At 68.6% G+C, this 23,009-nt stretch carries 22 protein-coding genes and 1 pseudogene; 14 read left to right on the forward strand and 9 right to left on the reverse strand.

What is annotated here, in order from left to right:
- Positions 1-2,154 (forward strand): molecular chaperone DnaK (locus tag OX89_RS03890; RefSeq protein WP_047349636.1); only part of this gene is annotated, 2,154 nt, incomplete at its 5' end.
- A gap of 264 nt (positions 2,155-2,418) precedes the next feature.
- On the opposite strand, the gene OX89_RS03895 is transcribed toward OX89_RS03890, so the two are convergent.
- Positions 2,419-3,870, reverse strand: a complete 1,452-nt coding sequence (locus OX89_RS03895; protein ID WP_047349637.1) for a serine protease — start codon at positions 3,868-3,870, stop codon at positions 2,419-2,421.
- 38 nt (positions 3,871-3,908) lie between these two features.
- A complete protein-coding gene (gene ruvA, locus OX89_RS03900; RefSeq protein ID WP_047349638.1) occupies positions 3,909-4,481 on the reverse strand; it encodes a Holliday junction branch migration protein RuvA in 573 nt (190 codons plus the stop codon).
- A 56-nt stretch (positions 4,482-4,537) separates the two neighbouring features.
- Here ruvA and OX89_RS03905 point away from each other — a divergent pair, with 56 nt between their 5' ends.
- The 3 genes from OX89_RS03905 to OX89_RS03915 all read left to right on the forward strand — a co-directional run bounded on the left by OX89_RS03905 (position 4,538) and on the right by OX89_RS03915 (position 6,950).
- Positions 4,538-5,491, forward strand: a complete 954-nt coding sequence (locus OX89_RS03905; RefSeq protein WP_041836425.1) for a PhoH family protein — start codon at positions 4,538-4,540, stop codon at positions 5,489-5,491.
- Between the two features lie 65 nt (positions 5,492-5,556).
- Complete coding sequence (ybeY, locus tag OX89_RS03910) at positions 5,557-6,015, forward strand: rRNA maturation RNase YbeY (protein ID WP_047349639.1); 459 nt, start codon at positions 5,557-5,559, stop codon at positions 6,013-6,015.
- A 158-nt stretch (positions 6,016-6,173) separates the two neighbouring features.
- Positions 6,174-6,950: a sulfite exporter TauE/SafE family protein gene (locus OX89_RS03915; protein ID WP_047349640.1), complete on the forward strand. Its 777-nt coding sequence runs from the start codon at positions 6,174-6,176 to the stop codon at positions 6,948-6,950.
- Between the two features lie 71 nt (positions 6,951-7,021).
- On the opposite strand, the gene OX89_RS03920 is transcribed toward OX89_RS03915, so the two are convergent.
- Entirely contained in the window at positions 7,022-7,453 is a 432-nt protein-coding gene (locus OX89_RS03920) for a DNA-binding protein (RefSeq protein WP_047349641.1), read from the reverse strand.
- A gap of 161 nt (positions 7,454-7,614) precedes the next feature.
- Between OX89_RS03920 and bamE the strand changes: the two genes are divergently transcribed.
- Genes bamE through OX89_RS18395 form a run of 5 tightly spaced genes read left to right on the forward strand, consistent with a single transcriptional unit; the run spans position 7,615 to position 10,214 of the window.
- On the forward strand, positions 7,615-8,067 hold the full coding sequence (gene bamE, locus OX89_RS03925) for an outer membrane protein assembly factor BamE (protein WP_047349642.1): 453 nt from the start codon (positions 7,615-7,617) through the stop codon (positions 8,065-8,067).
- Positions 8,068-8,069: 2 nt separating this feature from the next.
- Positions 8,070-8,609 (forward strand): hypothetical protein, encoded by a 540-nt coding sequence (locus OX89_RS03930; protein ID WP_047349643.1) that lies wholly within the window; start codon positions 8,070-8,072, stop codon positions 8,607-8,609.
- A complete protein-coding gene (locus tag OX89_RS03935; protein WP_047349644.1) occupies positions 8,606-9,025 on the forward strand; it encodes a hypothetical protein in 420 nt (139 codons plus the stop codon). The genes OX89_RS03930 and OX89_RS03935 overlap by 4 nt, the downstream gene beginning before the upstream one ends.
- 5 nt (positions 9,026-9,030) lie before the next feature.
- Positions 9,031-9,594 carry a hypothetical protein gene (locus OX89_RS18390; protein WP_047349645.1) on the forward strand — a complete coding sequence of 188 codons (564 nt, stop codon included), beginning with the start codon at positions 9,031-9,033 and terminating at the stop codon, positions 9,592-9,594.
- Between the two features lie 20 nt (positions 9,595-9,614).
- Positions 9,615-10,214, forward strand: a complete 600-nt coding sequence (locus tag OX89_RS18395) for an SHOCT domain-containing protein (protein WP_047349646.1) — start codon at positions 9,615-9,617, stop codon at positions 10,212-10,214.
- A gap of 55 nt (positions 10,215-10,269) precedes the next feature.
- Here the strand turns inward: OX89_RS18395 and dtd are convergent, their stop codons facing one another.
- On the reverse strand, positions 10,270-10,722 hold the full coding sequence (gene dtd / locus OX89_RS03950) for a D-aminoacyl-tRNA deacylase (protein WP_047349647.1): 453 nt from the start codon (positions 10,720-10,722) through the stop codon (positions 10,270-10,272).
- A complete protein-coding gene (locus OX89_RS03955) occupies positions 10,719-11,678 on the reverse strand; it encodes a cation diffusion facilitator family transporter (RefSeq protein WP_011806800.1) in 960 nt (319 codons plus the stop codon). The genes dtd and OX89_RS03955 overlap by 4 nt, the downstream gene beginning before the upstream one ends.
- Before the next feature lie 164 nt (positions 11,679-11,842).
- On the opposite strand from OX89_RS03955, the pseudogene OX89_RS03960 reads away from it, so the two are divergent.
- Both OX89_RS03960 and OX89_RS03965 read left to right on the forward strand, forming a co-directional pair.
- Positions 11,843-13,860: pseudogene (locus OX89_RS03960) on the forward strand (putative bifunctional diguanylate cyclase/phosphodiesterase); the annotation flags it as partial.
- Between the two features lie 61 nt (positions 13,861-13,921).
- Positions 13,922-15,403 (forward strand): AMP nucleosidase, encoded by a 1,482-nt coding sequence (locus OX89_RS03965; RefSeq protein ID WP_012655520.1) that lies wholly within the window; start codon positions 13,922-13,924, stop codon positions 15,401-15,403.
- Positions 15,404-15,475: 72 nt separating this feature from the next.
- Here OX89_RS03965 and OX89_RS03970 read toward each other — a convergent pair whose 3' ends face one another.
- Complete coding sequence (locus tag OX89_RS03970; RefSeq protein WP_228403604.1) at positions 15,476-16,726, reverse strand: DUF4010 domain-containing protein; 1,251 nt, start codon at positions 16,724-16,726, stop codon at positions 15,476-15,478.
- A 178-nt stretch (positions 16,727-16,904) separates the two neighbouring features.
- On the opposite strand from OX89_RS03970, the gene OX89_RS03975 reads away from it, so the two are divergent.
- The 3 genes from OX89_RS03975 (at position 16,905) to OX89_RS03990 (ending at position 20,497) form a co-directional block, all read left to right on the forward strand.
- Positions 16,905-17,846 carry an ATP-binding cassette domain-containing protein gene (locus OX89_RS03975; protein ID WP_047349649.1) on the forward strand — a complete coding sequence of 314 codons (942 nt, stop codon included), beginning with the start codon at positions 16,905-16,907 and terminating at the stop codon, positions 17,844-17,846.
- A 1-nt stretch (position 17,847) separates the two neighbouring features.
- Complete coding sequence (locus tag OX89_RS03980) at positions 17,848-18,657, forward strand: ABC transporter permease (protein ID WP_012655518.1); 810 nt, start codon at positions 17,848-17,850, stop codon at positions 18,655-18,657.
- Between the two features lie 556 nt (positions 18,658-19,213).
- A complete protein-coding gene (locus OX89_RS03990; protein ID WP_234305497.1) occupies positions 19,214-20,497 on the forward strand; it encodes a GAF domain-containing protein in 1,284 nt (427 codons plus the stop codon).
- A 20-nt stretch (positions 20,498-20,517) separates the two neighbouring features.
- On the opposite strand, the gene OX89_RS03995 is transcribed toward OX89_RS03990, so the two are convergent.
- The 3 genes from OX89_RS03995 to OX89_RS04005 form a co-directional block, all read right to left on the reverse strand.
- A complete protein-coding gene (locus OX89_RS03995; RefSeq protein WP_047349651.1) occupies positions 20,518-20,949 on the reverse strand; it encodes a hypothetical protein in 432 nt (143 codons plus the stop codon).
- Positions 20,946-21,128, reverse strand: a complete 183-nt coding sequence (locus OX89_RS17960) for a hypothetical protein (RefSeq protein ID WP_052952232.1) — start codon at positions 21,126-21,128, stop codon at positions 20,946-20,948. Before OX89_RS17960 ends, OX89_RS03995 begins: the two co-directional genes overlap by 4 nt.
- Positions 21,129-21,259: 131 nt before the next feature.
- A complete protein-coding gene (locus OX89_RS04005; protein WP_047349652.1) occupies positions 21,260-22,855 on the reverse strand; it encodes a GMC family oxidoreductase in 1,596 nt (531 codons plus the stop codon).
- Positions 22,856-23,009 lie beyond the last annotated feature (154 nt).

Raw genomic sequence — 23,009 nt, forward strand, 5'->3', positions numbered from 1 at the left:
GCGGCCAACGCGGGCGTCGGCGGGGGATTTTTCAACGGCCTGCTAATGCTGGGCGGCGACAACATGGATCTGGCGCTGGCGTACCTGCTGGAGCCGCAGTTCGCCGGCGACGGTGGCCACCTGCCCGCCGCGCGGTTACCCGCCGCGCGTTTGCCCGCCGCGCGTTTGCCCGCCGCGCGCTTTGCCCAACTGGTGCAGCGCTGCCGGCAGGCCAAGGAGTTGCTGCTGGCCGACGGCGCCCCCGACAGCGCCGCAGTCACGCTGCTGGGCACAGGCAGCCGCATGCTGGCGCAGACACACACGGCCACGCTCACGCGCGCGCAGGTGCTGCAATGCGTGGTGGAAGGCTTTCTGCCGCAGGTGTCGATTGGCGATCGCCCGGCGCGCCGCCAGGGTGCGCTGCGCGGGCTGGGCCTGCCCTACCCCGCCGACGCGGCCATCACGCGCCATCTGGCGCAGTTCCTGGCGCAGCACGCCGGGGGCGACTTGCCCGACACCCTGCTGCTCAACGGCGGGGTATTCCATGCGCCGGCGCTGGTGCAGCGGCTCACGGAGGTGCTTGCGCACTGGCGCGGCGCACCGCCCCGCGTGCTGCACAACCCGCACCCCGACTGGGCCGTAGCACGCGGTGCCGCGGCGTACGGGTTGGCGCAGCATTCATCATCAAATACGCACACAACCCAATCAGGACAAGCGCCAGCAGCTCCTAAAACCATAGTCCCACGCATCGGCGGCGGCTCGGCGCGCAGTTACTGGCTGGTACTGCCGGGCAAGGCGGGCACTGCGCCGCAGGGCATCTGCCTGCTGCCCCGCGGCACCGAAGAAGGCGTGCGCCTGGTCCTGACGAGCCGGCGCTTCGCGCTGCGGCTGGGCCAGGCCGTGCGCTTCGCGCTGGTGGCGCGCAGCCAGGGCCAGGCGCAGGCCGGGCAGATCGCACCGCTGGAGGGCGACGGCTGGGCGGAATTGCCGCCGCTGGCCACGGTGCTGCCCGCACCCGAAGGCCGCGCCACCGCCCAGGTGGAGGTGCAGCTGCAGGCCTGCATGACCGAGGTGGGCACGCTGGAGGTGCGCTGCGTGGCAACGCAGGAGGCGGACCAATCCTGGCTGCTGCCCTTCGCCGTGCGCGGCGCGGCGGGCACCGATGGCGCTTCCAAATCGATAGCTGCCAGCGCAGAATCGGAAAGCGTCAGCGGCCAAAAAGGCTCGGAGGGTAAAGCCTCACGCCTGCCCCAGGCGCTGGCGCTGATCGACCGCATCTTCGGCACCCAGGCACAGGACGTGGCGCCCAGGGAGGTGCGCCAGCTGCGCCAGTCGCTGGAAAAAATCCTGGGCCCGCGCGCCGGCTGGGACGTGGCCTTGCTGCGCGCGCTGTTCGATGCATTGCTGGCGCGTGCGCGCCGCCGCCGGCGCACGCCCGAGCACGAACGCACGTGGCTCAACCTGGCAGGCTGGTGCTTGCGCCCGGGGGTGGGCGCCGAGCTGGACGCGTGGCGCATCGCGCAGGTCTGGCAGCTCTACCCCCAGGGCCTGGGCCACGGCCAGGACGCCGCCAACTGGACCGAATGGTGGGTGTTCTGGCGCCGTGTGGCCGCGGGTCTGGACGAGGCGCAGCAGATGCAGGTGCTGGAAGCGGTGGCCGGCTGCATGCAAAAGACCGTGCAACGCAGCCAGGGCAAAGCCGCGTGGGGCAGCTACGACGACATGCTGCGCCTGTTCGCCGCCATGGAGGCCGTGCCCTGGCAGTACCGCCAGGAAATGGGCCAGTGGATGCTGCAGCGCCTGCTGCGGCCCGATGAGTCCGCACAGACCTGGTGGGCCATCGGCCGCCTGGCCGCGCGCCAGCCGCTGGCAGCCAACGCCCACCGCGTGATGCCGCCCGAGGCCGCGGCCGAGTTTCTGCATGCCACGCTGCGCGAGGACTGGCGCCACAACGAGCATGCCCTGTTCGCCGCCGTGCAGATCGCCCGCATGACCGGCGACCGCGCTCGCGACCTGCCCGACGCTCTGCGCACCGAAGTGCTGGAAAAGATGCGCGCCACCCACGCGCCCGCACGCTGGATCGCGCTGGTGGAACAGCCCACGGCCATGGAGGCCGAGGACCAGCAGCGCAGCCTGGGCGACAGCCTGCCGCCCGGGCTGGTGCTGGTGGGATGAGGCCTGTTCACACTATTTTTGCCAGATGCGTTGCGATCAAAAAGGGCCAGGCGCAAGGCGCCAAACGAAGCTGGGGTGCTACCCCAGCGAGGCTTGGCAACGCCGCGAATGGCCCTTTTTGATCGCAACCCGGAGGGAACGGAGTGAAAACCGCGCCATTCGTCGTTGCCCTCCTAGCCAAGGCCCCGGCCTTGGCGTCGTCACGCGCCTAGATTGGCGCGGTTTTCACGCCATTCGCACTGGCAAAAATAGTGTGAACAGGCCCTAGTTGGCCGCCGTCGGATTCAGCCAGCGCCGCAGCGCCGTGCGGTAGCTGGTGTCGAAACGACCGTAATAGTCCACGCCGTCGCGCGCAGCGCAGCTGGCGGTTCCGCCCAAAAGCTGGCCCACCACATAGCGGCGCTCGCCAAACGTCACGAACGCGGCCGAGCCGCTGCTGCCGCCCTCCGTCGTGCCCTCCTGCCAGCCCAGCGTAAGGAAGGTGCCGTCGTCCGCATTACTGGAACGGCAACTGTTGTCCACGCACGTGCTGTAGCGCTGCACGGAGCCCAGGCTGACCTTCTGCAGATCGCCCTGGGGATGGTGCACACCCGCCAGCGCCGTGCCAACGCCCACCCCGCCAAAGTACGAGCCTGCATAGACGATGCCGGCAGGCGCCTGGCTGTTGAGCTGCATGAAGGCCGTGTCCGTGGTGGCCGACGCGTACAGCAGCGCCGCACCGCCGGTGACGCGCGCGGCGGCGGGGTTCACGGTGGCGGTGCCGCAGCTGCCGGAACGGTAGAACCAGTCCGTGGTGAGCGTGGACGCCACGGCCTGCGTGGAAATGCAATGGTTGGCGCTCAGGATGTAGGGCGTACCGCTGGACGCCGCATCGTTGAGCAGCGTGCCGGTGCACAGGTAGCTCTTGCCATCGTCGCGCACAAAGATCATGCGCGCCACCGAGCGGCTCTGGTCGTTGAACTCCGGCCGGCAGGTCGCGTCCACGTTGCAGCTGCCCGACTCGCCCACCTTCTGGGCAAAGGCCTGCTCGGCCTGTGCGGGCGCCAGCGTGAAATGCGACAGCCGCGGCACGGACAGCCGGACGGCCGCTGGCGAGGCCGCAGCGGGAATCTCCACTTCCAGTGTGGTCTGCGGGCCGCTGAAGTCCGGGCTCCAATAGGTGCGCGCGGTGGTGTCATCCGCACCGCCACGCGCATTGCGCGCAGCGATGTCCTGCAGCTCGGACGCGCGCACATCCATGGCCCCCGCGCCCTGCTCGCCGTAGAAGCGCAGCACCGCGCCCTCGGGCAGCGACTGCACGAGCACGCCCAGGCGCACGCCATGCGCCCCGTCGGCCGTGAAGCGCAGCGCAGCGGCCCGCGTGCCCCGCGCCGTCGGTTGCCAGCGCAGCAGGGCCGCAGTGGCCGCGACGGTGGCGGTGTCCGCCACGCTGCGCGCCTCGCCGATCTGCAAGGGCGTTCCGGGAGTGGCGGAGACCACGCCCTTCACGGCCGTGAGCGCGCCGAGGGCGATGGTGCGGGTTGCCTGCGCACTGACGACCGGGCTCACCGCCTGCTGCGAGGTGGCCACCTTGGCCGTGCCGCTGGGGTCGTAGGGCTCGATGCGGTCGCCCGCCACCGGAGGCGCAGGAGAGGGAGTGTCGTTGCCGCCGCCGCCACAGGCAGCCAGTGCCAATACGAGGGGGAGCGTCGCCCAGCCGCGTCGGGATGGATTCATGGTGAAGACCTCCAGAGCGCGACCACCGGGCCGCGGGGTTACTTGGACAGGGACTTCAGCGCCAGCTTGATCCCCTCGCTCACTCCCACATCCGCCGGCAGCGCCTTGAGCGCAGCGGCGGCCTCCTTGTCGTTATAGCCCAGGGCCAGCAGCGCCTGCAGGATGTCGGCCTGGTTGTCGTTGGCCGCATGCGCGCGCACGCCGACGTCCGCGCCCAGCTTGCCTTTCAGCTCCAGCAGCAGCCGCTCGGCGGTTTTCTTGCCGATGCCCGGCACTTTGACCAGGCGCCCTGTTTCCTGCAGCGAGACGGCCTGCGCCAGGTCCGCCACGCCCATGCCCGAGAGGATGGACAGCGCTGTGCGCGGCCCCACGCCGCTGATCTTGATGAGTTCGCGAAACGCCTGGCGCTCCTGCGCCGTACCAAAGCCGTACAGCAACTGCGCATCCTCGCGCACGATGAACTGCGTGAGCAGGCTCACCCGCTCACCCACGGCGGGCAGGTTGTAGAAGGTGCTCATGCTGACCTGCACCTCGTAGCCCACGCCGTGGCAGTCCACCAGCACCTCGGGGGGGTTCTTTTCCAGCAGCGTGCCGGTCAATTTGCCTATCATGGATGTCCTTTGCCGCGCCGGACACCCGCCGCGGAACTTCGACCGGAATTATCAGCGTGATCCTGCGCCACACCTTCACCCCCCATAACAACACGCGCCTGACCCATCTGTGCGGCCCCGCCGATGTGCACCTGCGCACCATCGAGGCGGCGCTGCAGGTCTCCATCGCCCACCGGCACGAGCAGTTCAAGGTGGACGGCCCCAAGGCCAAGGCCACGCAGGCCATGGAACTGCTGCAGGCGCTGTACGAGATGGCGGATCGCCCCATCAAGGAAGAACACCTGCAGCTCATGCTGGCCGGCGACGCCAGCATGCAGGGCGATGACGAGGTCAGTGCCATCCAGCTCACCACGCGCCGCGCCGACCTGCGCGCGCGCACGCCCACGCAGGCCACCTACCTGGAAAACATCGCCACGCACGACATCACCTTCGGCATCGGCCCGGCGGGCACCGGCAAGACGTACCTGGCCGTGGCCTGCGCGGTGGATGCGCTGGAGCGCAGCAGCGTGCAGCGCATCGTGCTCACCCGCCCGGCCGTGGAAGCTGGCGAGCGCCTGGGCTTCCTGCCGGGCGACCTGACGCAGAAGGTGGACCCGTACCTGCGCCCACTGTATGACGCGCTGTACGACCTGATGGGCTTTGACCGCGTGCAGAAGGCCTTCGAGCGCAATGCGCTCGAGATCGCGCCGCTGGCCTTCATGCGCGGGCGCACGCTGAACAATGCCTTCGTCATCCTCGACGAGGCGCAGAACACCACGCCCGAGCAAATGAAGATGTTCCTCACGCGCATCGGCTTCGGCGCGCGCGCGGTGGTCACAGGCGACGTGAGCCAGATCGACTTGCCCAAGGGCGCGATGAGCGGCCTGATCGACGCCGAGCGGGTTTTGAAGCGCGTCAAGGGCATCGCCGTCACGCGCTTCACCAGCGCCGACGTGGTGCGCCACCCCCTGGTGGCGCGCATCGTGGATGCCTACGACGCGCAGCGCAGCCGCCGCGGCGCAGGCGAGTAGTCGCCGGCCAAAAGCTCACAAATTCATAGCTACTCGCGCTTGATAGATAAGCGCTGGAGGCCAAAATGGCTTTGAACCAATTGTCCTTGTCCCTCCAATTTGCACGCGACGCGGAGGCCACCGCGCACCGCGCCACCCTGCCCCGCCACGCGGTTGCGCGCTGGATCCGCCACGCCCTGGCCGTAGATGCCGAGATCACCGTGCGCATCGTGGGCGCCGAGGAAGGCCAGCGCTTGAACCGCGAGTTCCGCCACAAGGACTACGCCACCAACGTGCTCACCTTCGACTACCAGCAAGAGCCCGTGGCCGTGGCCGATCTGGTGCTCTGCGCCCCCGTGGTCGAGCGCGAGGCCCGCGAGCAGAACAAGACGCTAGAGGAGCACTACGCCCACCTGCTGGTGCACGGCACGCTGCATGCCCAGGGCTGGGACCACGAAACCAGCGAACAGGACGCGCGGGAAATGGAGGCCTACGAGACCGCCATCCTGCAGGAGTTGGGCTTCGCGGACCCCTACGCGGCATAACTGGCAGGCGCTCACCACCGCGGGCGCCGGGGTGCGGAAAGCTGTTTTGCGCCCAGGTCACAAACGCGCCCGCCGGTGCGGCCTAAGATGCCGCGCGACCTGCGTCCTGCAGGTCCGCCTCTCACGCGGCGACCATCTCTTAAGGGAAGAACCCACGCATGGACATCCTGGGCTGGACGACCTCCATCGGCCACTTGGCACTTCTGCTCACCGCCGCGTTCATCGCCGGTGCGCTCAACGCGGTAGCCGGCGGCGGCAGCTTCCTCACCCTGCCCGCGCTGGTGTTCACCGGCGTGCCGCCCGTGGTCGCCAACGCCACCGGCACTGTGGCCCTGCTGCCCGGCTACATGGCCGGTGCCTGGGGCTTTCGGGAAGACATGCAACCGCCGCCGGGCCTGTCGATGCGCGCCGTGGTCGTGCTGTCGCTCATCGGCGGCTCGGCCGGTGCGGCGCTACTGCTGTTCACGCCCGACGCCACCTTCCGCAAGGTCGTGCCCTGGCTGCTGCTGGCGGCCACGGCACTCTTCGCCTTTGGCCCGCAGCTGCGGCAATGGGCCGGCAAAGCCGGCCATGGCACGCCCTCGGCCCTGAAAGCCGGCGCAGGCATGCTGGCGGTGGCGGCCTACGGGGGCTATTTCAACGGCGGGCTGGGCATTCTGCTGCTGGCGCTGTTCGGGCTGCTGGGGCAGACGCAGCTCAACGCCATGAACGGCATGAAGAACCTCGTGTCGGCCCTGCTCACGGCGATCGCCGTGGCGATCTACGCGGCGGGCGGCATCGTGGAGTGGAAACAGGCCCTGCTGATGATGGTGGCCGCCACGCTGGGCGGCTACGGCGGCGCGCGCGTGGCGCGCAAGCTGCCCGCGCCGGTGCTGCGCTGGGGCATCGTGGCGACGGGGCTGGTGATGGCGGCGGTGTTCTTCTGGCGGCAGTAGGCAAGAGCAGGATTCAAGCCGAATCGGCCTCCAGCGCTTGTCCAGCAAGCGCAAGCAGCTCTATTTTTTGATTACTTCTGCCGTGTCTCGCCGGCCGCAGGGCCGCGCGGGGCGCCGCCGTGCACCTGGGCGAAAGTCAGGATGACTTCGCGGATCAGCTTGCGCTGCGGGGCGGGCAGCTGCAGGAAGGCGTCGAACGTCTCGCGCTCCAGGTAGCCCACGCCCTCGTCCCAGCGCTGGCGGTATTCCTGCACCGAATGGCGCACCGCCTCGCCGAAGCGCAGCACCTCCGGCTCCACCTTGAGCCACTCGGCCAGCACCTGGATCTTGTCCTGCGTGGGGACGGCCTTGCTGTTGAGCCAGTTCCACGCGGCCTGGTTGCTGATGGAGCGGCCATACCAGCGCAAGTTGAACTCCTGCTCCAACACCGAAGGGCTTGCCGCATAGCCTGCATCCGCCATGGCCTGGCGCAAGCGGTTGCTGAATTCGATCTTCTCGTTCATCCAGCGCAAGTTAGGAAGCGCTTGAGGAATCAATCACATTTTGATTGATAATTTACGCAAATGTTGATTGATTTGCGGCGCACCTCTGGCGCTGCCGCACCCGTCCACGGCCTCGGCCGTGGCTCCTCTGGCGCGATTTCACGAAAAAAGAAAGGACTGGCATGCGCTATCGACGAGAGGTTTCCTTCGCCATCGCACTGGCGGCCCTGGCACTCAGTGGCTGCCAGAGCGCCGGCGCCCACCGCGCCGCCGTGCAGGACGACAGCAACGACCGGCTCACCGTGGGCACGGTGCAGCGGCAGATCCAGGTCGGCATGAGCGGCGCGCAGGTCGCCCAGGTGCTGGGATCGCCCAACATCGTGTCCTCCGACGAGGAGCGGCGCGAGGTCTGGGTGTACGACAAGATCGCCACGGACCGCGCCTATTCGGCCAGCAGCGGCGGCGTGCAGGCGCTGGTGCTGGGCTTCGGCGGCGCCGCGGCGGGCGGCATCGGCGGCGGCGCAGGCGCCTCGGCCGGCGCATCGTCCACCAGCCAGCGCACGCTGACCGTGGTCATCAAGTTCGACCATGAGCGCAAGGTGCGGGACTTCGCCTACCACACGTCGAGGTTCTGACCATGCAGCGAACCATTGCCGCGGCGTGCGCCGCACTGCTCATCGGCGGCTGCGCCGTGCAGGCCCCGCCCAACACCTTCGTGGTGACCCCCGAGCTGCTGCAGCAGCGCCAGCTGGAAACCCGGCGCTACGACGGGATCCAGGAGGCCGACCTGCTGTCGGCCAGCTCCAACGTGCTGCAGGACCTGGGCTTCAACCTGGAGAACTCCGAATCCAGGCTCGGCGTGCTGACGGCCAGCAAGCAGCGCGACGCCACCAACGCGGGGGAATTCGCCGTCGCGCTGGTGGTGGCGCTGCTGGGCGGCGGCGTCACGGCCACCAGCAAGGACCAGACCATCCGCGTCGCGCTGGTGGTGCGGCCCGCCAACGACGGCAACGGCAAGGCCCGCGAAGGCAGCCACCTGGTGCGTGTCACGTTCCAGCGCGTCGTCCGCCGCACCGATGGCAGCACCTACGCCGAAACGCTCAAGAGCGAGGAGCTGTACCGCGATTTCTATGAGCGGCTTTCCAAATCCGTCTTCCTCGAAGCCCACAAGATATGAGACACCTCTTCATTTCCTGCACCGTGGCCGCAGCCGCCCTCGCCGGCTGCGCGACCACCCACCAGCGCGTACTGGACGCGGACTCCGGCACGCAGCTGCAAAAGCGCAGCTACCAGTCGCGCACCTTCGACACCGGCGACAAGGAGAAAGTCCTGCGCGCCACGATCTCGACGCTCCAGGACCTGGGCTTCGTGATCGACCGGGCCGACCTGGCGCTGGGCACGGTCACCGGCACCAAGCTGGCGGCGCACCGCATCACGATGACCGTGAGCGTGCGCCCGCAGGGCACCGACCGGATGCTGGTGCGCGCCAATGCGCAGTTCAACATCACCGCGATCGAGGACCCCAAGCATTACCAGGACTTCTTCTCCTCGCTGGAGAAATCGCTGTTCCTGGCAGCGCACGCCGAGGGCTGAGCGCCATGCGGGCATTCACCCCGGCCATCGGCCTCGGCCTGCTGCTTCTCGCCCTGTGGACCGGCTCGGCCCTGTACCTTCGGCGCAAGCGCAGGAAAAAGGAGGAGCAACTGCGCGCCCAGGGGCAGCATGCAATGGCGGATGCACAGGCAGCCAAGCACGCTCCCCTGGCGAGGCTGCACCAGCGCGTCATTGGCCTGGGCATCGTTTTCTATGGCATCTACCTGTCCACCCTGGTGGGCACCATGACGCGCTTCGTCCTGCCCGGGGGCACCGCCCTGGGCGGGGGCGCGGCGGCGGGCGCGGGGGTCGGCCTCCTCACCTATCTCGTGATCGGAACGGTGGGCGTCGCCACGGGCGGCACGGGGGTTGCGCTCGGCGCGCTGGCGATGTCGTTGATCGGCGGCGGCGTCGGTGCCGTGGGGGCGGCTGCGGGCGTGTCGGGCTTTCGCGCCCTCAGCTATCCGCTGGTTTCTCCCTGGTTCTGGGGGCCGGTCATCGGCCTCGGCATCTATCTGATCGTCGGCAGGGACATCCAAAGAAAACTGTCGTCCCGATCCAGCGACTGATCTCCACAGGAAAGCACCTTATGCACAACGACGACATGCTCCTGGGCTTCTTTGGCGGGCTTTTCGCCGCTCTGGCCCTCATCCTGGTGGTGGAGATCACCGTGGCCTACCTGCTGCACCAGGGCCTCAAGAAGATTCCGGAGCAATACCGGGCCACGGAAACCTTCATGCCCTGGCTCACCCTGGTCCCGATCGCGGGACTCGCTTTCTACTGGATATTGCTTCCGTTCAAGATCCCGGAATCCTTCAGGAATTACTTCGCCGAGAACCCCGGCAACGGCCAGGAGCCCAAGGACTATGGCAAAGGCATGGGGATGGGCGCCGCCATTTGCGCCACCCTCCTGCTCGTTCCCATCATCAATGTCGTTGCCTGGATTCCCGCAGGCATCTTCCTCTTGGTTTTCATGCTGCAGTTCGCGGAGATGGTGCGGCAACTCCCTGCGAACACGGGCAGCCACCCGCCTGTGCGCCACGCCCCCTCTCGGGCAATGCCATCGTCCGACGACAGATTCGCCCGGCTGGAGCGGCTCAAGCAGTTGCTGGATGAGGACATTCTCACGGCCGACGAATACCAGAGCGAGAAAAGAAAAATCCTCCAGGGCCACGAGCATCCAGAATAAAAAACGCCTCCAGCGCTTTCTGAGAAAGCGCTGGTAGCTCTCCTTTCAGGAGCATCTAGATGCTCGCCGGCTCCATGCGCAGCGGAATCGTCACCGGCCCGTCGTTGACCAGGTGCACCTGCATGTCCGCCGCGAACTCGCCCGTCTGCACCACGGGGTGGGCGGCCCGCGCGCGCTGCACGAAGTAGTCGTACAGCCGCTGCCCCTCGGCGGGGTCGGCGGCCTGGGTGAAGCTGGGGCGGTTGCCGCCGCGCGTGTCGGCGGCCAGGGTGAACTGGCTGACGATGAGCAAGCCGCCGCCCACGTCCTGCACGCTGCGGTTCATCTTGCCGGCCTCGTCGCTGAAGATGCGCAGCTTGAGCATTTTGGCCAGCAGCTTGTCGGCCTGCGCCTCGCTGTCGCCCTGCTCGGTGCACACCAGCGCCAGCAGCCCCGGGCCGATGCGGCCCACGATCTCGCCGGCCACTTCCACGCGCGCCTCGCGCACGCGCTGCAGCAGGCCGATCATGTGCCGGCTCCTCCCGGCGCGGCCGCCTCGGCGGTCTCAAACACCGTAGCCTGCCCTTCGGGCAGCAGTTCGATGGTGGCGCGCAGGCCGGGCACGGCCTGCATCAGGGCCTGCTCGACGGCGGTGCGCTGCTCGGCGGCGTGCCCCAGCGTCCAGTGCGCGGGCACATGCATGTGCAGATCCACGTAATTGCGCGCGCCGGCGCGGCGCGAGGTGAGGCTGTCGAAATACACCACCCCTGCGCTGGCGTGGTTGTGCTCGCCCAACACCGTGAACACGCGCGCCAGCAGGCTGGGCTCCATGGCTTCGTCCATGAGACCCTGCGAGGCGCGCCAGATCAGTGCGCCCCCTTCGCGCAGGATGTTCAAAGCCACCGCGATCGCCACCAGCGGGTCCAGCCACAGCCAACCGGTGGCGCCAGCGGCCAGTAGCCCGCCCACCACGCCGATGGAGGTCCACACGTCGGTCATCAGGTGCCGCGCATCGCCTTCCAGCGCCAGCGACCGGTGCACCTGCGCCGCGCGCAGCATGCCCCATGCGAGCAGGCCGTTGCAGGCCGTGCTCAACAGCGACAGGCCCATGCCCCAGCCCAGTTGCTCCAGCGGCTGCGGGTGCATCAGCCGCAGCACGGCCGCCCAGAGGATGGCGATGCTGGCCCCCACGATGAGAATGCCCTCGAAGCCGGACGAGAAATATTCCGCCTTGTGGTGTCCGTAGGGGTGGTCCTCGTCCGCCGGGCGGCGCGCAATGGTCACCATGGCCAGCGCGAACATCGCGCCCGCCAGATTGACGAACGACTCCAGCGCATCCGACAGCAGGCCCACCGAGCCGCTGACCCACCAGGCCAGCGTCTTGAGCACGATGGTGAGCAGGGCCACGCCCACCGAGGCGCGCAGCAGGTTGTGGGGCGTCATCCACGCGGGAACGCTCAAGGGGCCGGAGGGTGCGGAAGGCATACAGCGATTATCCCGCCGCCGTGCCGCCCTGCTGGCACACAAGCGCCCGGCGCGCCGCCGGACGCGCCTGCTCGCCAAAGGCCAGGCGTTGGGATATAAGCTCCGGGACCGACCGCCCACTGGCACTGGATATGCCCTCCCCTCGCCCCCCTGCCTCCCCCCCNGGCTCATCGCCGACTCGGTGCCCGTCATGCTGGCCTATTACGAATCGACCAGCCTGCGCTGCGTGTTCGCCAACCAGCGCTATGCCGCCTTCAGCGGGCAAACGGTGCAGAGCATCATCGGCAAGACGGTGCGCGAGGCGATCGGCGAAAAGGCCTGGCAGGAGATCCTGCCCTACGTGCAGCGCGCGCTGGCTGGGGAGAGCGTTCAGTACACCCGCGAATACGCCGGCCCGCAGGGGCGCGCGCATATGCTGGAGATCAGCCTGCAGCCGCACTTCGGGGTGCGCGAAGGACGCAACGCGATGGTGGGTGCATTCGTGCTCATCAACGACATCACCCACCACTGGGAGGCCGAGCGCGCCGTACGCCAGAGCGAGGAGCGCATGCGCAAGTTCGCCATCGCTACCGAGGAGGGACTTGCCTTTCACCGCGACGGGCGCATTCTGGATGCCAACGAAGCGCTGCAGCGCATGGTTGGCTATTCGCTGGCCGAGCTCGTAGGCCAATCCATCTTCGATTTCGCGCTGCCCGAGTACCGCGCGCTGGCCGTGGAATACACGCGCCGCGGCAGCGAGAAGCCCTACGAGCTCGCCATGCGCCACAAGGACGGTCGCGTGATCCCGATCGAGGTGGTGGGCAAGACCATGCCCCAGCAGGAGGGTGACTACCGCGTGGTGGTGGTGCGCGACATCACGGCGCGCAAGCAGGCGCAGGAGCAGGCGCGCTTCCTGGTGCTGCATGACACGCTGACCCAACTGCCCAACCGGCGCCACCTCATGATGCAGTTGGCACGCATGGCGAGTGCCGCGCAGGAGCGGCAGACCCGCGCCGCCGTGCTGTTCATCGACCTGGACCACTTCAAGACGGTCAACGAGTCGCTGGGAAACCAGGCCGGCGACCAGCTGCTGATCGAGATTGCGCGGCGCCTGCAGGACGGGGTGAAGGCCACCGACTTCGTCGCGCGTGTGGGCGGCGACCAATTCATCGTGCTGCTGCCCGACCTGGCCAACCGCGCCGCAGCGGCCGAAGTGGCCGATGCGCTGCTGGCGCGCGTGCGCGCCGAGTTCGCCATCGGTGGCACGCCGCTGTCGCTATCACCCTCCATCGGCATCAGCGTCTTTCCGGACGACGGCTACAGCCCCGACGAGCTGCTGCGACGCGCCGACGCGGCCATGCACCACACCAAGGAAAGCGGGCGGGGCACGCGCATGTTCTATGAACCGGGCATGGAAGGCCAACCCACGGAGCTGCTGCAGCAGGAGCACCTGCTGCGCGAGGCGGTGTTCCAAGGGGCCTTCGCACTGCACTACCAGCCCCAGGTGCGGGTGGCCGACGGCCGGCTGGTGGGCTTTGAGGCGCTAGTGCGTTGGCGACACCCGGTGCGCGGCCTCGTGGGGCCGGATGAGTTCATTCCGCTCGCCGAATCGCGCGGGCTCATCACGCCCATTGGCCGCTGGGTGCTGCACGAAGCCTGCCGCCAGCTCAAGGCATGGCACGACGAAGGGCTGCCCCGGGTGCCGGTGGCGGTGAACCTCTCAGCCATCGAGTTCCGCCAGCGCGACGTGGTGGGCGAGATCGCCCAGGTGCTGCAGTCCGCGGGGCTCGCACCGCAGTACCTGGAGGTAGAGATCACCGAATCCGCCCTCATGCAACAGGCCGACCACACGCGCGCCACCCTGCAGGCCCTGCAGGCCCTGGGCGTTGCCGTAACGGTGGACGACTTCGGTACGGGCTACTCGTCGCTGGCCTACCTCAAACGCTACCCGCTGGACAAGATCAAGGTGGACCGCTCCTTCGTCACCGACACGCCTGCCGACAGCGAAGACGTGGCCATCGTCACCGCCATCATCCAGCTCGCGCGCAGCCTGCAGCTGCAGCCCGTGGCCGAAGGCGTGGAGACCGCGGAGCAGCTCGCGCTGCTGCAGCGCCTGGGCTGCGAACTGGCGCAGGGCTTTGGCATCGCACCGCCCATGGATGCGCAGCGCGCCCGCGACTGGCTGCGCGCCCAGGCCGAGTGAGCGGCCGGCCTGGCCCGGCGCCGTGCCCACACTGACACATGCGGCGTGGACAATAGGCACCATGGCTCAGATCCCCGCACTTCCCGATCCCACCTTCCACGCGACCGAGACCGAGGCACTGGCCCAAGTGCAGCGCATCTACCAGCAGCAGATCGACCACCTGCGCAGCGCCATGCAGCGCTTCGTGGCGGGAGAGACGCCCGCCGCGCCAGTGCGCGCGTTCTATCCCTTCGTGCGTGTGCAGACCAGCACCGTGGCGCGCGCGCCCACGCACCTGGCCTATGGCTTCGTGGAGGGGCCCGGGCGCTACGAGACCACGCTCACGCGGCCTGACCTGTTCGCCGACTACTACACGGAGCAGCTGCGCCTGTTGCGCGCCAGCCACAACGTCGAGCTGGAAGTGGGCGTGAGCAATCAGCCCATCCCCATCCACTTCTCGTTCGCCGAGCACGACCACATCGAAGGCACGCTCAGCCCCGAGCGGCGCATGCTGATGCGCGACGTGTTCGACCTGCCCGACCTGGAGGCCATGGACGACGGCATTGCCAACGGCACCTGGTCGCCGCGCGCTGGCGAGGCGCAGCCGCTGTCGCTGTTTACCGCGCCGCGCGTGGACTATTCGCTGCACCGCCTGCGCCACTACACCGGCACGCAGCCCGAGTGGTTCCAGAACTTCGTGCTGTTCACCAATTACCAGTTCTACATCGACGAGTTCGTGCGCCTGGGCCATGCCGAGATGGCCAAGCCCGACAGCGAGTACATCGCCTTCATTGAGCCGGGCAACGTGGTCACGCGCCGCACGGGCCTGCCCGCGCAGGTCGGCGACGACCTGGGCGTGGCCCCGGCCCGCCTGCCGCAGATGCCCGCCTACCACCTCGTGCGCGCGGACCGCAGCGGCATCACCATGGTCAACATCGGCGTGGGCCCGAGCAACGCCAAGACCATCACCGACCACATCGCCGTGCTGCGCCCCCACGCCTGGATGATGCTGGGCCACTGCGCGGGCCTGCGCAACAGCCAGCAGCTGGGCGACTACGTGCTGGCCCACGCCTACGTGCGCGAGGACCATGTGCTGGACGAGGAGCTGCCGCTGTGGGTGCCCATCCCCGCGCTGGCCGAGATCCAGATGGCGCTGCAGCAGGCCGTGGCCGACGTGACGCAGATGCCGCAAGACCAGCTCAAGCGCATCATGCGCACCGGCACCGTGGCCAGCACCGACAACCGCAACTGGGAATTGCTGCCCGACAACATGCCCCAGCGCCGCTTCAGCCAAAGCCGCGCAGTGGCGCTGGACATGGAAAGCGCCACCATCGCCGCCAACGGCTTTCGCTTCCGCGTGCCCTACGGCACCCTGCTGTGCGTGAGCGACAAGCCGCTGCACGGCGAGATCAAGCTGCCCGGCATGGCCAACCATTTCTACCGCGAACGCGTGGACCAGCATCTGCGCATCGGCATGCGCGCCATCGACATCCTGCGCGCGGGTGGTGTGCACCGGCTGCACAGCCGCAAGCTGCGCAGCTTTGCCGAGGTGGCGTTCCAGTAGCCGCAGCCATCGCTATTTCATCGATAGCTGCTCGCGCTTATCCCATAAGCGTTTGAGCCGTTTTTTATCAATTTAGAGTAGCAACAGCACCGCGACGAAGGCCAGCGTGTGCAGCACCACGCCGCCGCCGGCCGCCACGGCATAACGCCAGCCCCCGCTGACCAGGGCCGTCACGCATTTGCTGACGGCGTGCACGCTCAGCCCCGCCGCCAGCGCGCTCACCAGGCTGGGCCCCACGGGGTCCAGCGGCCGGCCCTGCGACATGATGGCCGCGGCGGCCGCATGGACGTCGGCCAGCGCCGCCACCAGGGCGCCGGCCAGCAGGCCCGCGTCGCCCCACCAGCCGCGCAGTGCCTGCACCAGCACCTGCACGGCCGTGAGCAGCGCGGCGATCAGCAGCGCGTCGCGCAGCTTGAACAGCGCCGTGCCGTCCACGTCCGCCGGGGCCGGCGCCTCACCCGCGGGCATGCTGCGCAGCAGCGCCCACCCCCAGACCAGCGCCACCACCCCGCCCGCCAGTGCCGGCGCCCACAACCGCACCAGCCACTGGGGCTGCACGGTGGCCGCCACCACCAGGATCTGCGCCATGGTCGCCACGCACGACAGCACGGCCGCGCCCCCCTGCGCGCGCACGGGCTCGCGCCCCTCGCGCACGGCCACGCCCAGGCTGGCGATGGTGGCGGTGCTGGAGATGAAACCCGAGGCCAGCGCCGACAGGGCGTTCGCGCGGCGCGCGTCCATGAGCCGGCGCGCCAGATGCGCCAGCGCCTGGATCACCAGCAGCACCACCACCAGGCGCACTAGCACCTGGGGGTTCAGCGCCTCCCCCCACAGGGGCTGGTTGGGCGCCAGCGGCAATACCAGCAGCGCCAGCGCAGCCAGGATCAGCCCGCCCCGCACCTCGCCCTGGCGCAGCCACTCGCGCGAAAACTCGTGCAGCGCCTCACGCGCCGCCAGCAGGCTGGTGACGGCGACGGCCAGCCCCGCCGCCACGGGCAAGCTCTGCGTGCACAGCACGCCGATCAGGTAGGCCAGCAGCAGCGCGATCTCGGTGGTCACGCCGGGGTCTTCGGAGCGGTCGCGCGCATAGGCCACCACGCCCAGCAGCGCAATGAACACCGCGCCCACCGCCACCAGCGCCTCGCTGCCCAGCAGCGCCGCCGTCGCACCCGACACCGCCGCCAGCGTGAACGAGCGCACGCCCGCGAGCGCGCGCAACGGGCCCTGGCCCTTGCGCCGTTCGCGCTCGATCCCCATCAGCAGGCCGCTGCCCAGGGCGCCCGCCAGAACGGCCAGCGTGTCCTGGAAGCCGGTTGTGTCCATGGTGTCTATCGTGGTTGGTTGGCTTTGACGATTGGACCATGGAAAGCGGGCATCCAAAGGGCGCCCCGCTCTCAGAACACTCTGGTTTTGATAGCTATCAGCGCTTATCAATAAAGCGCCAGCGCCATTTTTCTCATAAACCTCTGCAATGGTGCGGTCTTCCCCCCACAATCGCGCCATGCAAGTGCTTCTGGAAGCCCGCGACCTGCGCAAGCGCTATGGCACCGCCACCGTGGTGGATGGGCTGTCGTTCGCCATCGCGCCGGGGGAGTGCCTGGGCGTGATCGGCCCCAACGGCGCGGGCAAGACCACCACCCTGCGCATGTGCCTGGGCCTCACGGCGCCCGACGAGGGCAGCGTGCACTTTCACCCTGGCGGCGGCGCTGCGCCGCTCGCCATGCCGCAGGACGCGCTGGCCATCAAGGCCCAACTGGGCGTGGTGACGCAGTTCGACAGCCTGGACCCGGACTTCAGCTGCGCCGAAAACCTGCGCGTGTTCGGCCGCTACTTCGGCCTGAAGGGCACGGCCATGGCGCAGCGCATCGCGCCGCTGCTGGAGTTCGCCGCGCTCACGGCCAAGGCCGACGCGCGGCCGGGCGAACTGTCGGGGGGCATGCGCCGGCGCCTGTCGCTGGCGCGCGCATTGGTCAACGACCCGCGCCTGCTGTTGCTGGACGAGCCCACCACCGGCCTGGACCCGCAGGCCCGCCACCTGATGTGGGAGCGGCTGCAGCAGCTGCTGCAGGGCGGCAAGGCCATCCTGCTGACGACGCACTTCATGGATGAGGCCGAGCGCCTGTGCTCGCGCCTGCTGGTGCTGGACCATGGCCGCAAGATCGCCGAAGGCACGCCGCGCGCGCTGATCGCCGAGCACCTGGAGCCCGACGTGGTCGAGGCCTACGGCCCCGGCGCGCTGGCCCTGGCGCAGGATGCGCAGTTGCGTCCGCTGGCGCGGCGTGTGGAAGTCAGCGGCGAGACCGTGTTCTTCTACACGCAGGACGCCCGCCCGCTGCTGCAGGCGCTGTCGGCCCATGGCAGCCTGCGCACCCTGCACCGGCCCGCGAACCTGGAGGATCTGTTCCTCAAGCTCACCGGACGTCAAATCCGCGAGGAAGGCTGACATGCCCACGCCCACCACGCCCAGCCCCTGGCGCGCGCCCGACCTGTCGACGCGCTGGTGGCCCGTGTTCCTGCGCAACCTGCTGGTGTGGCGCAAGCTGGCGGTACCCAGCCTGCTGGGCAACATCGCCGAGCCGCTGATGTGGCTGGTGGCCTTCGGCTACGGCATGGGGGCGCTGGTGGGACAGGTGCAGGTGGGCGGGCAGAACGTGCCCTACATCCTGTTCCTGGCCAGCGGGTCGATCTGCATGAGCGCCATGAATGCGGCCAGCTTCGAAGCGCTGTACTCGGCCTTCTCGCGCATGCATGTGCAAAAGACCTGGGACGGCATCATGAACGCCCCCATCAGTCTGGACAGCGTGCTGCTGGCCGAGATGCTGTGGGCCGCATTCAAGGCGCTGTTCACCACCACCGCCATCCTGGGGGTGATGCTCGCGCTGGGCATCAGCTACAGCCCCAAGCTGATCGTGGCCTGGCCGGTGCTGCTGTGCGTGGGCATCATGTTTTCCAGCATCGCGCTCATCTTCAATGCGCTGGCCAAGGGCTATGACTTCTTCACCTATTACTTCACGCTGGTGCTCACGCCCATGATGTTCCTGTCGGGTGTTTTCTTCCCGCGCGAACAGCTGCCCACGGCCATACGCCTCGCCTCGGACTGGCTGCCGCTCACCAATGCCGTGGAGCTGGTGCGCCCCCTCTTCATGGACCAGTGGCCGCAGCACCCGCTGCGCCACGGCCTGGTGATCGCCGTGACCACCGTGGCCGCGTACTGGGTGGCCCTGGCGCTCACCCGCAAGCGCTTTCGCGCCTGAGCCTTTCACGCATGCCTACGCTTCTGAGCGCCGAATACATCGCCCTGGTGGACCGGGGCGTCTCCACCATCGTGGCCTCGCGCGACGCGCAGTTGCGTCCCAGCGTGACGCGGTAGACGCGCGCATCAGCACCAACGGCCAGCGCATCACGGTCTTCCTGCGGCGAAGCCAGTCACGACAGCTTCTGGCCGACATTGCCACCACCGGCCACATTGCCGTGGTCTTCAGTGCCCCCCTCGCACCGCACGGTGCAGGTCAAGGCCACCGCCGCCGTGCAACGTGCCGTGCTGCCGGCCGACGAGCCCGCGCTGCAAAGCTACCTGTCCGCCATGCAGCATGCCGTGGCCCAGGTGGGCTATGGCCCGCGGTACACCGCGGCCATGCTGAATGCACCACGGGACGATCTGGTGGCGGTGGAGTTTTTGCCCGAAGCCGCGTTCGACCAGACCCCCGGCCCACATGCCGGCGAACCGTTGCGCAAGGAGCGCCAGCCGAGAACGTGCCGCCCACCCTGCGCTCCATCCGCGCCTGCCTGGAGGGCGCGATTCCTGCCATCATGGCCACCTGCGCCCCCGACGGCACGCCCAACGTGGCCTACATCTCACAGGTGGTCTACGTCGATGAGCAGCATGTGGCCCTGTCGTTTCAGTTCTTCAACAAGACGCGCGCCAACATCCTCGCCAACCCCTATGCCAGCGTGCTGGTGCTGGACCCCGTGACAGCACGCTGCTTTCGCCTGCACCTGCGCTTCTTGCGCACGGAGGCGGAAGGCGCACTGTTCGAGCGCATGCGCGCGCAGCTGGCGGGCATCGCCTCGCACAACGGCATGGCGGGCGTCTTCGAACTCAAGGGATCGGATGGCTACGCCGTCGAGCGCATCGAACCCGTGCCCGGAGAAGGACTGGCACCCAGCCCCGCGCAACTGCCACGCGCCGATCTGCTGGGCGCCGTGCGCCTGTGCAGCCAGCGCCTGGCGCGCTGCACCACGCTCGACGAGCTGCTACAGACACTGCTGGCGGGCCTACACGAGCATCTGCACGTGCAGCATGCGATGGTGCTCATGCTGGATGCGCAAGCGGGCCACCTGTACACCGTGGCAAGCCATGGCTACACACATTCGGGCGTGGGCTCGGAGATCAAGCTGGGCCAGGGCGTGATAGGCGTGGCCGCGCGCGAAGCCACGCCGGTACGCATCAGCCACATGACCCATGCCGCGCTGTACAGCCATGCCATGCGCAGCAGCCTGGGACAGAGCGCGCCCGCGCACGAGATTCCCTACCCGGGCCTGCCCGCACCGCACAGCCAGCTGGCCGTGCCCCTGTTGAGCTGCGGCCGCACGCTGGGTGTGCTGTTCGCGGAAAGCCCGCTGGACTTGCAGTTCCGCTACCCTGAGGAAGACGCGCTGGTGGCGCTGGCAGGACAGCTGGCCGCCGCGATCGACCTGCTGCAATCGGCCGACGAAGCCACGGAGGCATCGCAAGAATCCGCGCCCGCGCCGGCACCGCGGGGGGCGCCCGTGCGGGTGCGGCATTTCGCGGTGAACGACAGCGTGTTCGTCAATGACACCTACCTTATCAAGGGCGTGGCGGGCGCGATCCTGTGGAAGCTGCTGCGCGACCATGAGCGCACCGGACGGCAGGACTTCAGCAACCGCGAACTGCGCCTGGACCCCAGCCTGCGCCTGCCAGGCGTGGCCGACAACCTGGAGGCGCGCCTGCTGTTGCTGCAGCGCCGACTGCAGGAAAGCGACACCGGCATCCATATCGACAAGACCGGCCGTGGGCGACTGCGGCTGCGGCTGGACGCACCTGTGCAGTTGGAAGACATGGCCGGCGGTTGAAGGTCGCGCCGCCGCGGCGCTCACTTGATTGGGCGCCGGCGCAGCAACTCGATGTTGGCGCGCTGCTCTGGGGTGAAGGATGCCAGCGCGCTGGTGCGCGAAGCCTTGTCAGCCAGCGATTCCATGGCGAGGAACATGCCCGCGTGCAGTGCGGCATACACCGCCGTGGCGTACTCGATACTGCTGACCCGGTGGCGGGCCAGCAAGGCACGGATGCGCGGATCCGCATCCAGCTGACGCGCCAGCTCCTGAACGGACTGTGCGTCCGGCTCGTCGTCGTCGCCGGGACATGCGGCTTCTGGCGACGCAGCCTGCAGTGCCTCCATGCGCTCCAGCAACTGGGGCGTGAGCCGAAAGCGTTCGGGGGGCGGGGGGCCCGCAGCCAGGGCACTCGCGCTGGCCATGCAAAGCCAGAATGCAGCCAGGGTATGGCGCAGCAACCCATGGCTCATCGCGCAAGCTCCAAAGCACGTGCCAGCTTGCCCCACTCGCCATTCGACAGGTGCGGACGCATGACACTCAATTCCGTGTCAAAGATGCCGGGAGGCGCATTGCGCCGCATGTCACCGAGCACCATGGCCCGCTCGCTCGGGGTCATGCTGGGCAGCATCCAGCGCAGCGTGACGAGCATCTCGTCCGGCGGTATCGACGCGACCAGCGCACCCTCGATGACAGCCAGTTCCGCGTCGCTGGCGTGCTGCTAAAAAACGCTTATGCGAACCCTCAAAATTTCTTAAGCGCGCACTGCCGAACCGGAGCGCGTCATGCAGCCTGGCGCAGCAAGTCCACAGCGCGCTCGGCAATCATCACCGTGGGTGCATTCGTGTTGCCGCTCACAATGCGCGGCATGATGGATGCGTCCACCACACGCAGAGCCTGCAGGCCATGCACACGCAGTTGGGCATCCACCACGTCCAGCGGACCGCAGCCCATGCGGCACGTGCCCACGGGGTGGTAGATGGTGTCGGCCCAGTCGCGGATGAACTGCTCGATCTGTGCATCGCTTTGCGCACGGGACGAATGGGGCAGTTCACGCGCGCCCAGGCTGGCCAGGGCGGGCTGCGCCAAGATCTCGCGCATGCGCCGCACGCCGCGCACCATGCGCTGCATGTCGTCGGGATCACTGAAGAATGCCGGGTCCACCCGCGGAGCGGCCGCCGGGTCGGCGCTGGCCAGCGTCACCCGGCCGCGGCTTCGGGGCTGCAGCAGGCATACATGGCAGGAATAGCCATGGCCCCATGTGACCCGCCGGCCGTGGTCCAGCAGCTTGCCGACCACGAAGTGCAGCTGCAGGTCGGGCAATGGCTCCTCGGGGCGACTCTTGATGAAGCCGCCAGCCTCGGCGAAGTTGGTGGTCAGCATGCCGCCGCGGTGCGCACGCCACTCCCGCACGCCGCGCAGCACGTTCAGCGCCCCGGGCAGCGACAGGCCGAAAAGGTCCGTCAACCGCGGTGCGTCCATCACCTGCACCACGTCGGGATGGTCGTGCAGATGCGCGCCCACGCCCGGCAGATCGTGCACCACGCCAATGCCGTGGCTCTGCAACTGCGCGCCCGGCCCCACACCCGAGAGCATGAGCAATTGCGGCGACAGCAGCGCCCCCGCCGACAGCAGCACTTCACGCGTGGCGCGCACCTGCTGCGTCTGGCCGCCCCGGCGGTATTCCACGCCCGTGGCGCGCCGGCCCTCAAACAGGATGCGCGTGGCCTGCGCGCCGGTCACCACCTGCAGATTGGTCCGGCCCAGGTGGGGCGTGAGGTAGGCCTTGGCCACGCTGAAGCGTTCGCCCGCCCGGTGCGTGACCTGGTAGAGACCCACGCCCTCCAGTTGCGCGCCGTTGAAGTCGTCATTGCGTGGATGGCCAGCCTGCACGCCGGCTTCGACGAAGGCGCGGCTGGCACGCTGCGGCGACTGCAGGTCCGTCACATTCAGCGGCCCGTCCGTGCCGTGCCAGGCGCTTGCACCGCGCTCGTTGCGCTCGGCCCGAAGGAAGTACGGCAGCACGTCGTTCCAGCCCCAGCCTGCATTGCCGGCCGCAGCCCAGTGGTCGTAGTCGCTGGCGTGGCCGCGCGCGTAGATCATGGCGTTGACCGAGCTGGAACCACCCAGCACCTTGCCGCGCGGCTGGTAGCCCCGACGCCCGCCCAGGCCCGCCTGCGGCGTGGTGTGCAGCCCCCAGTTGAAGGCGCCGCTGCGCGCCATGGCGGCCAGCCCCGCCGGGCAATGGATGAGCACACTGGCATCGCTGCCGCCCGCCTCCAGCAGGCACACGCGCACCGTGGGGTCCTCGCTCAGCCGCCCCGCCAGCACGCAGCCCGCCGAGCCGCCCCCGATCACGACATAGTCGAACTCACGCATGCAGTGTCCCCTCGTTGTATGGCGATGCTGCAACGCAGCAGCAGACGCGCGATTGCCGATACCATCACGGCATCGTTTTTTTCTCACTACTACACTTTCAAGGGACATTTATCAGGCCGTTGAAAAAGTGCTTTTCGAACGCATCAGGGACGCT

Source organism: Diaphorobacter sp. J5-51, from assembly GCF_001023515.1.
GTDB lineage: Bacteria > Pseudomonadota > Gammaproteobacteria > Burkholderiales > Burkholderiaceae_C > Diaphorobacter > Diaphorobacter nitroreducens.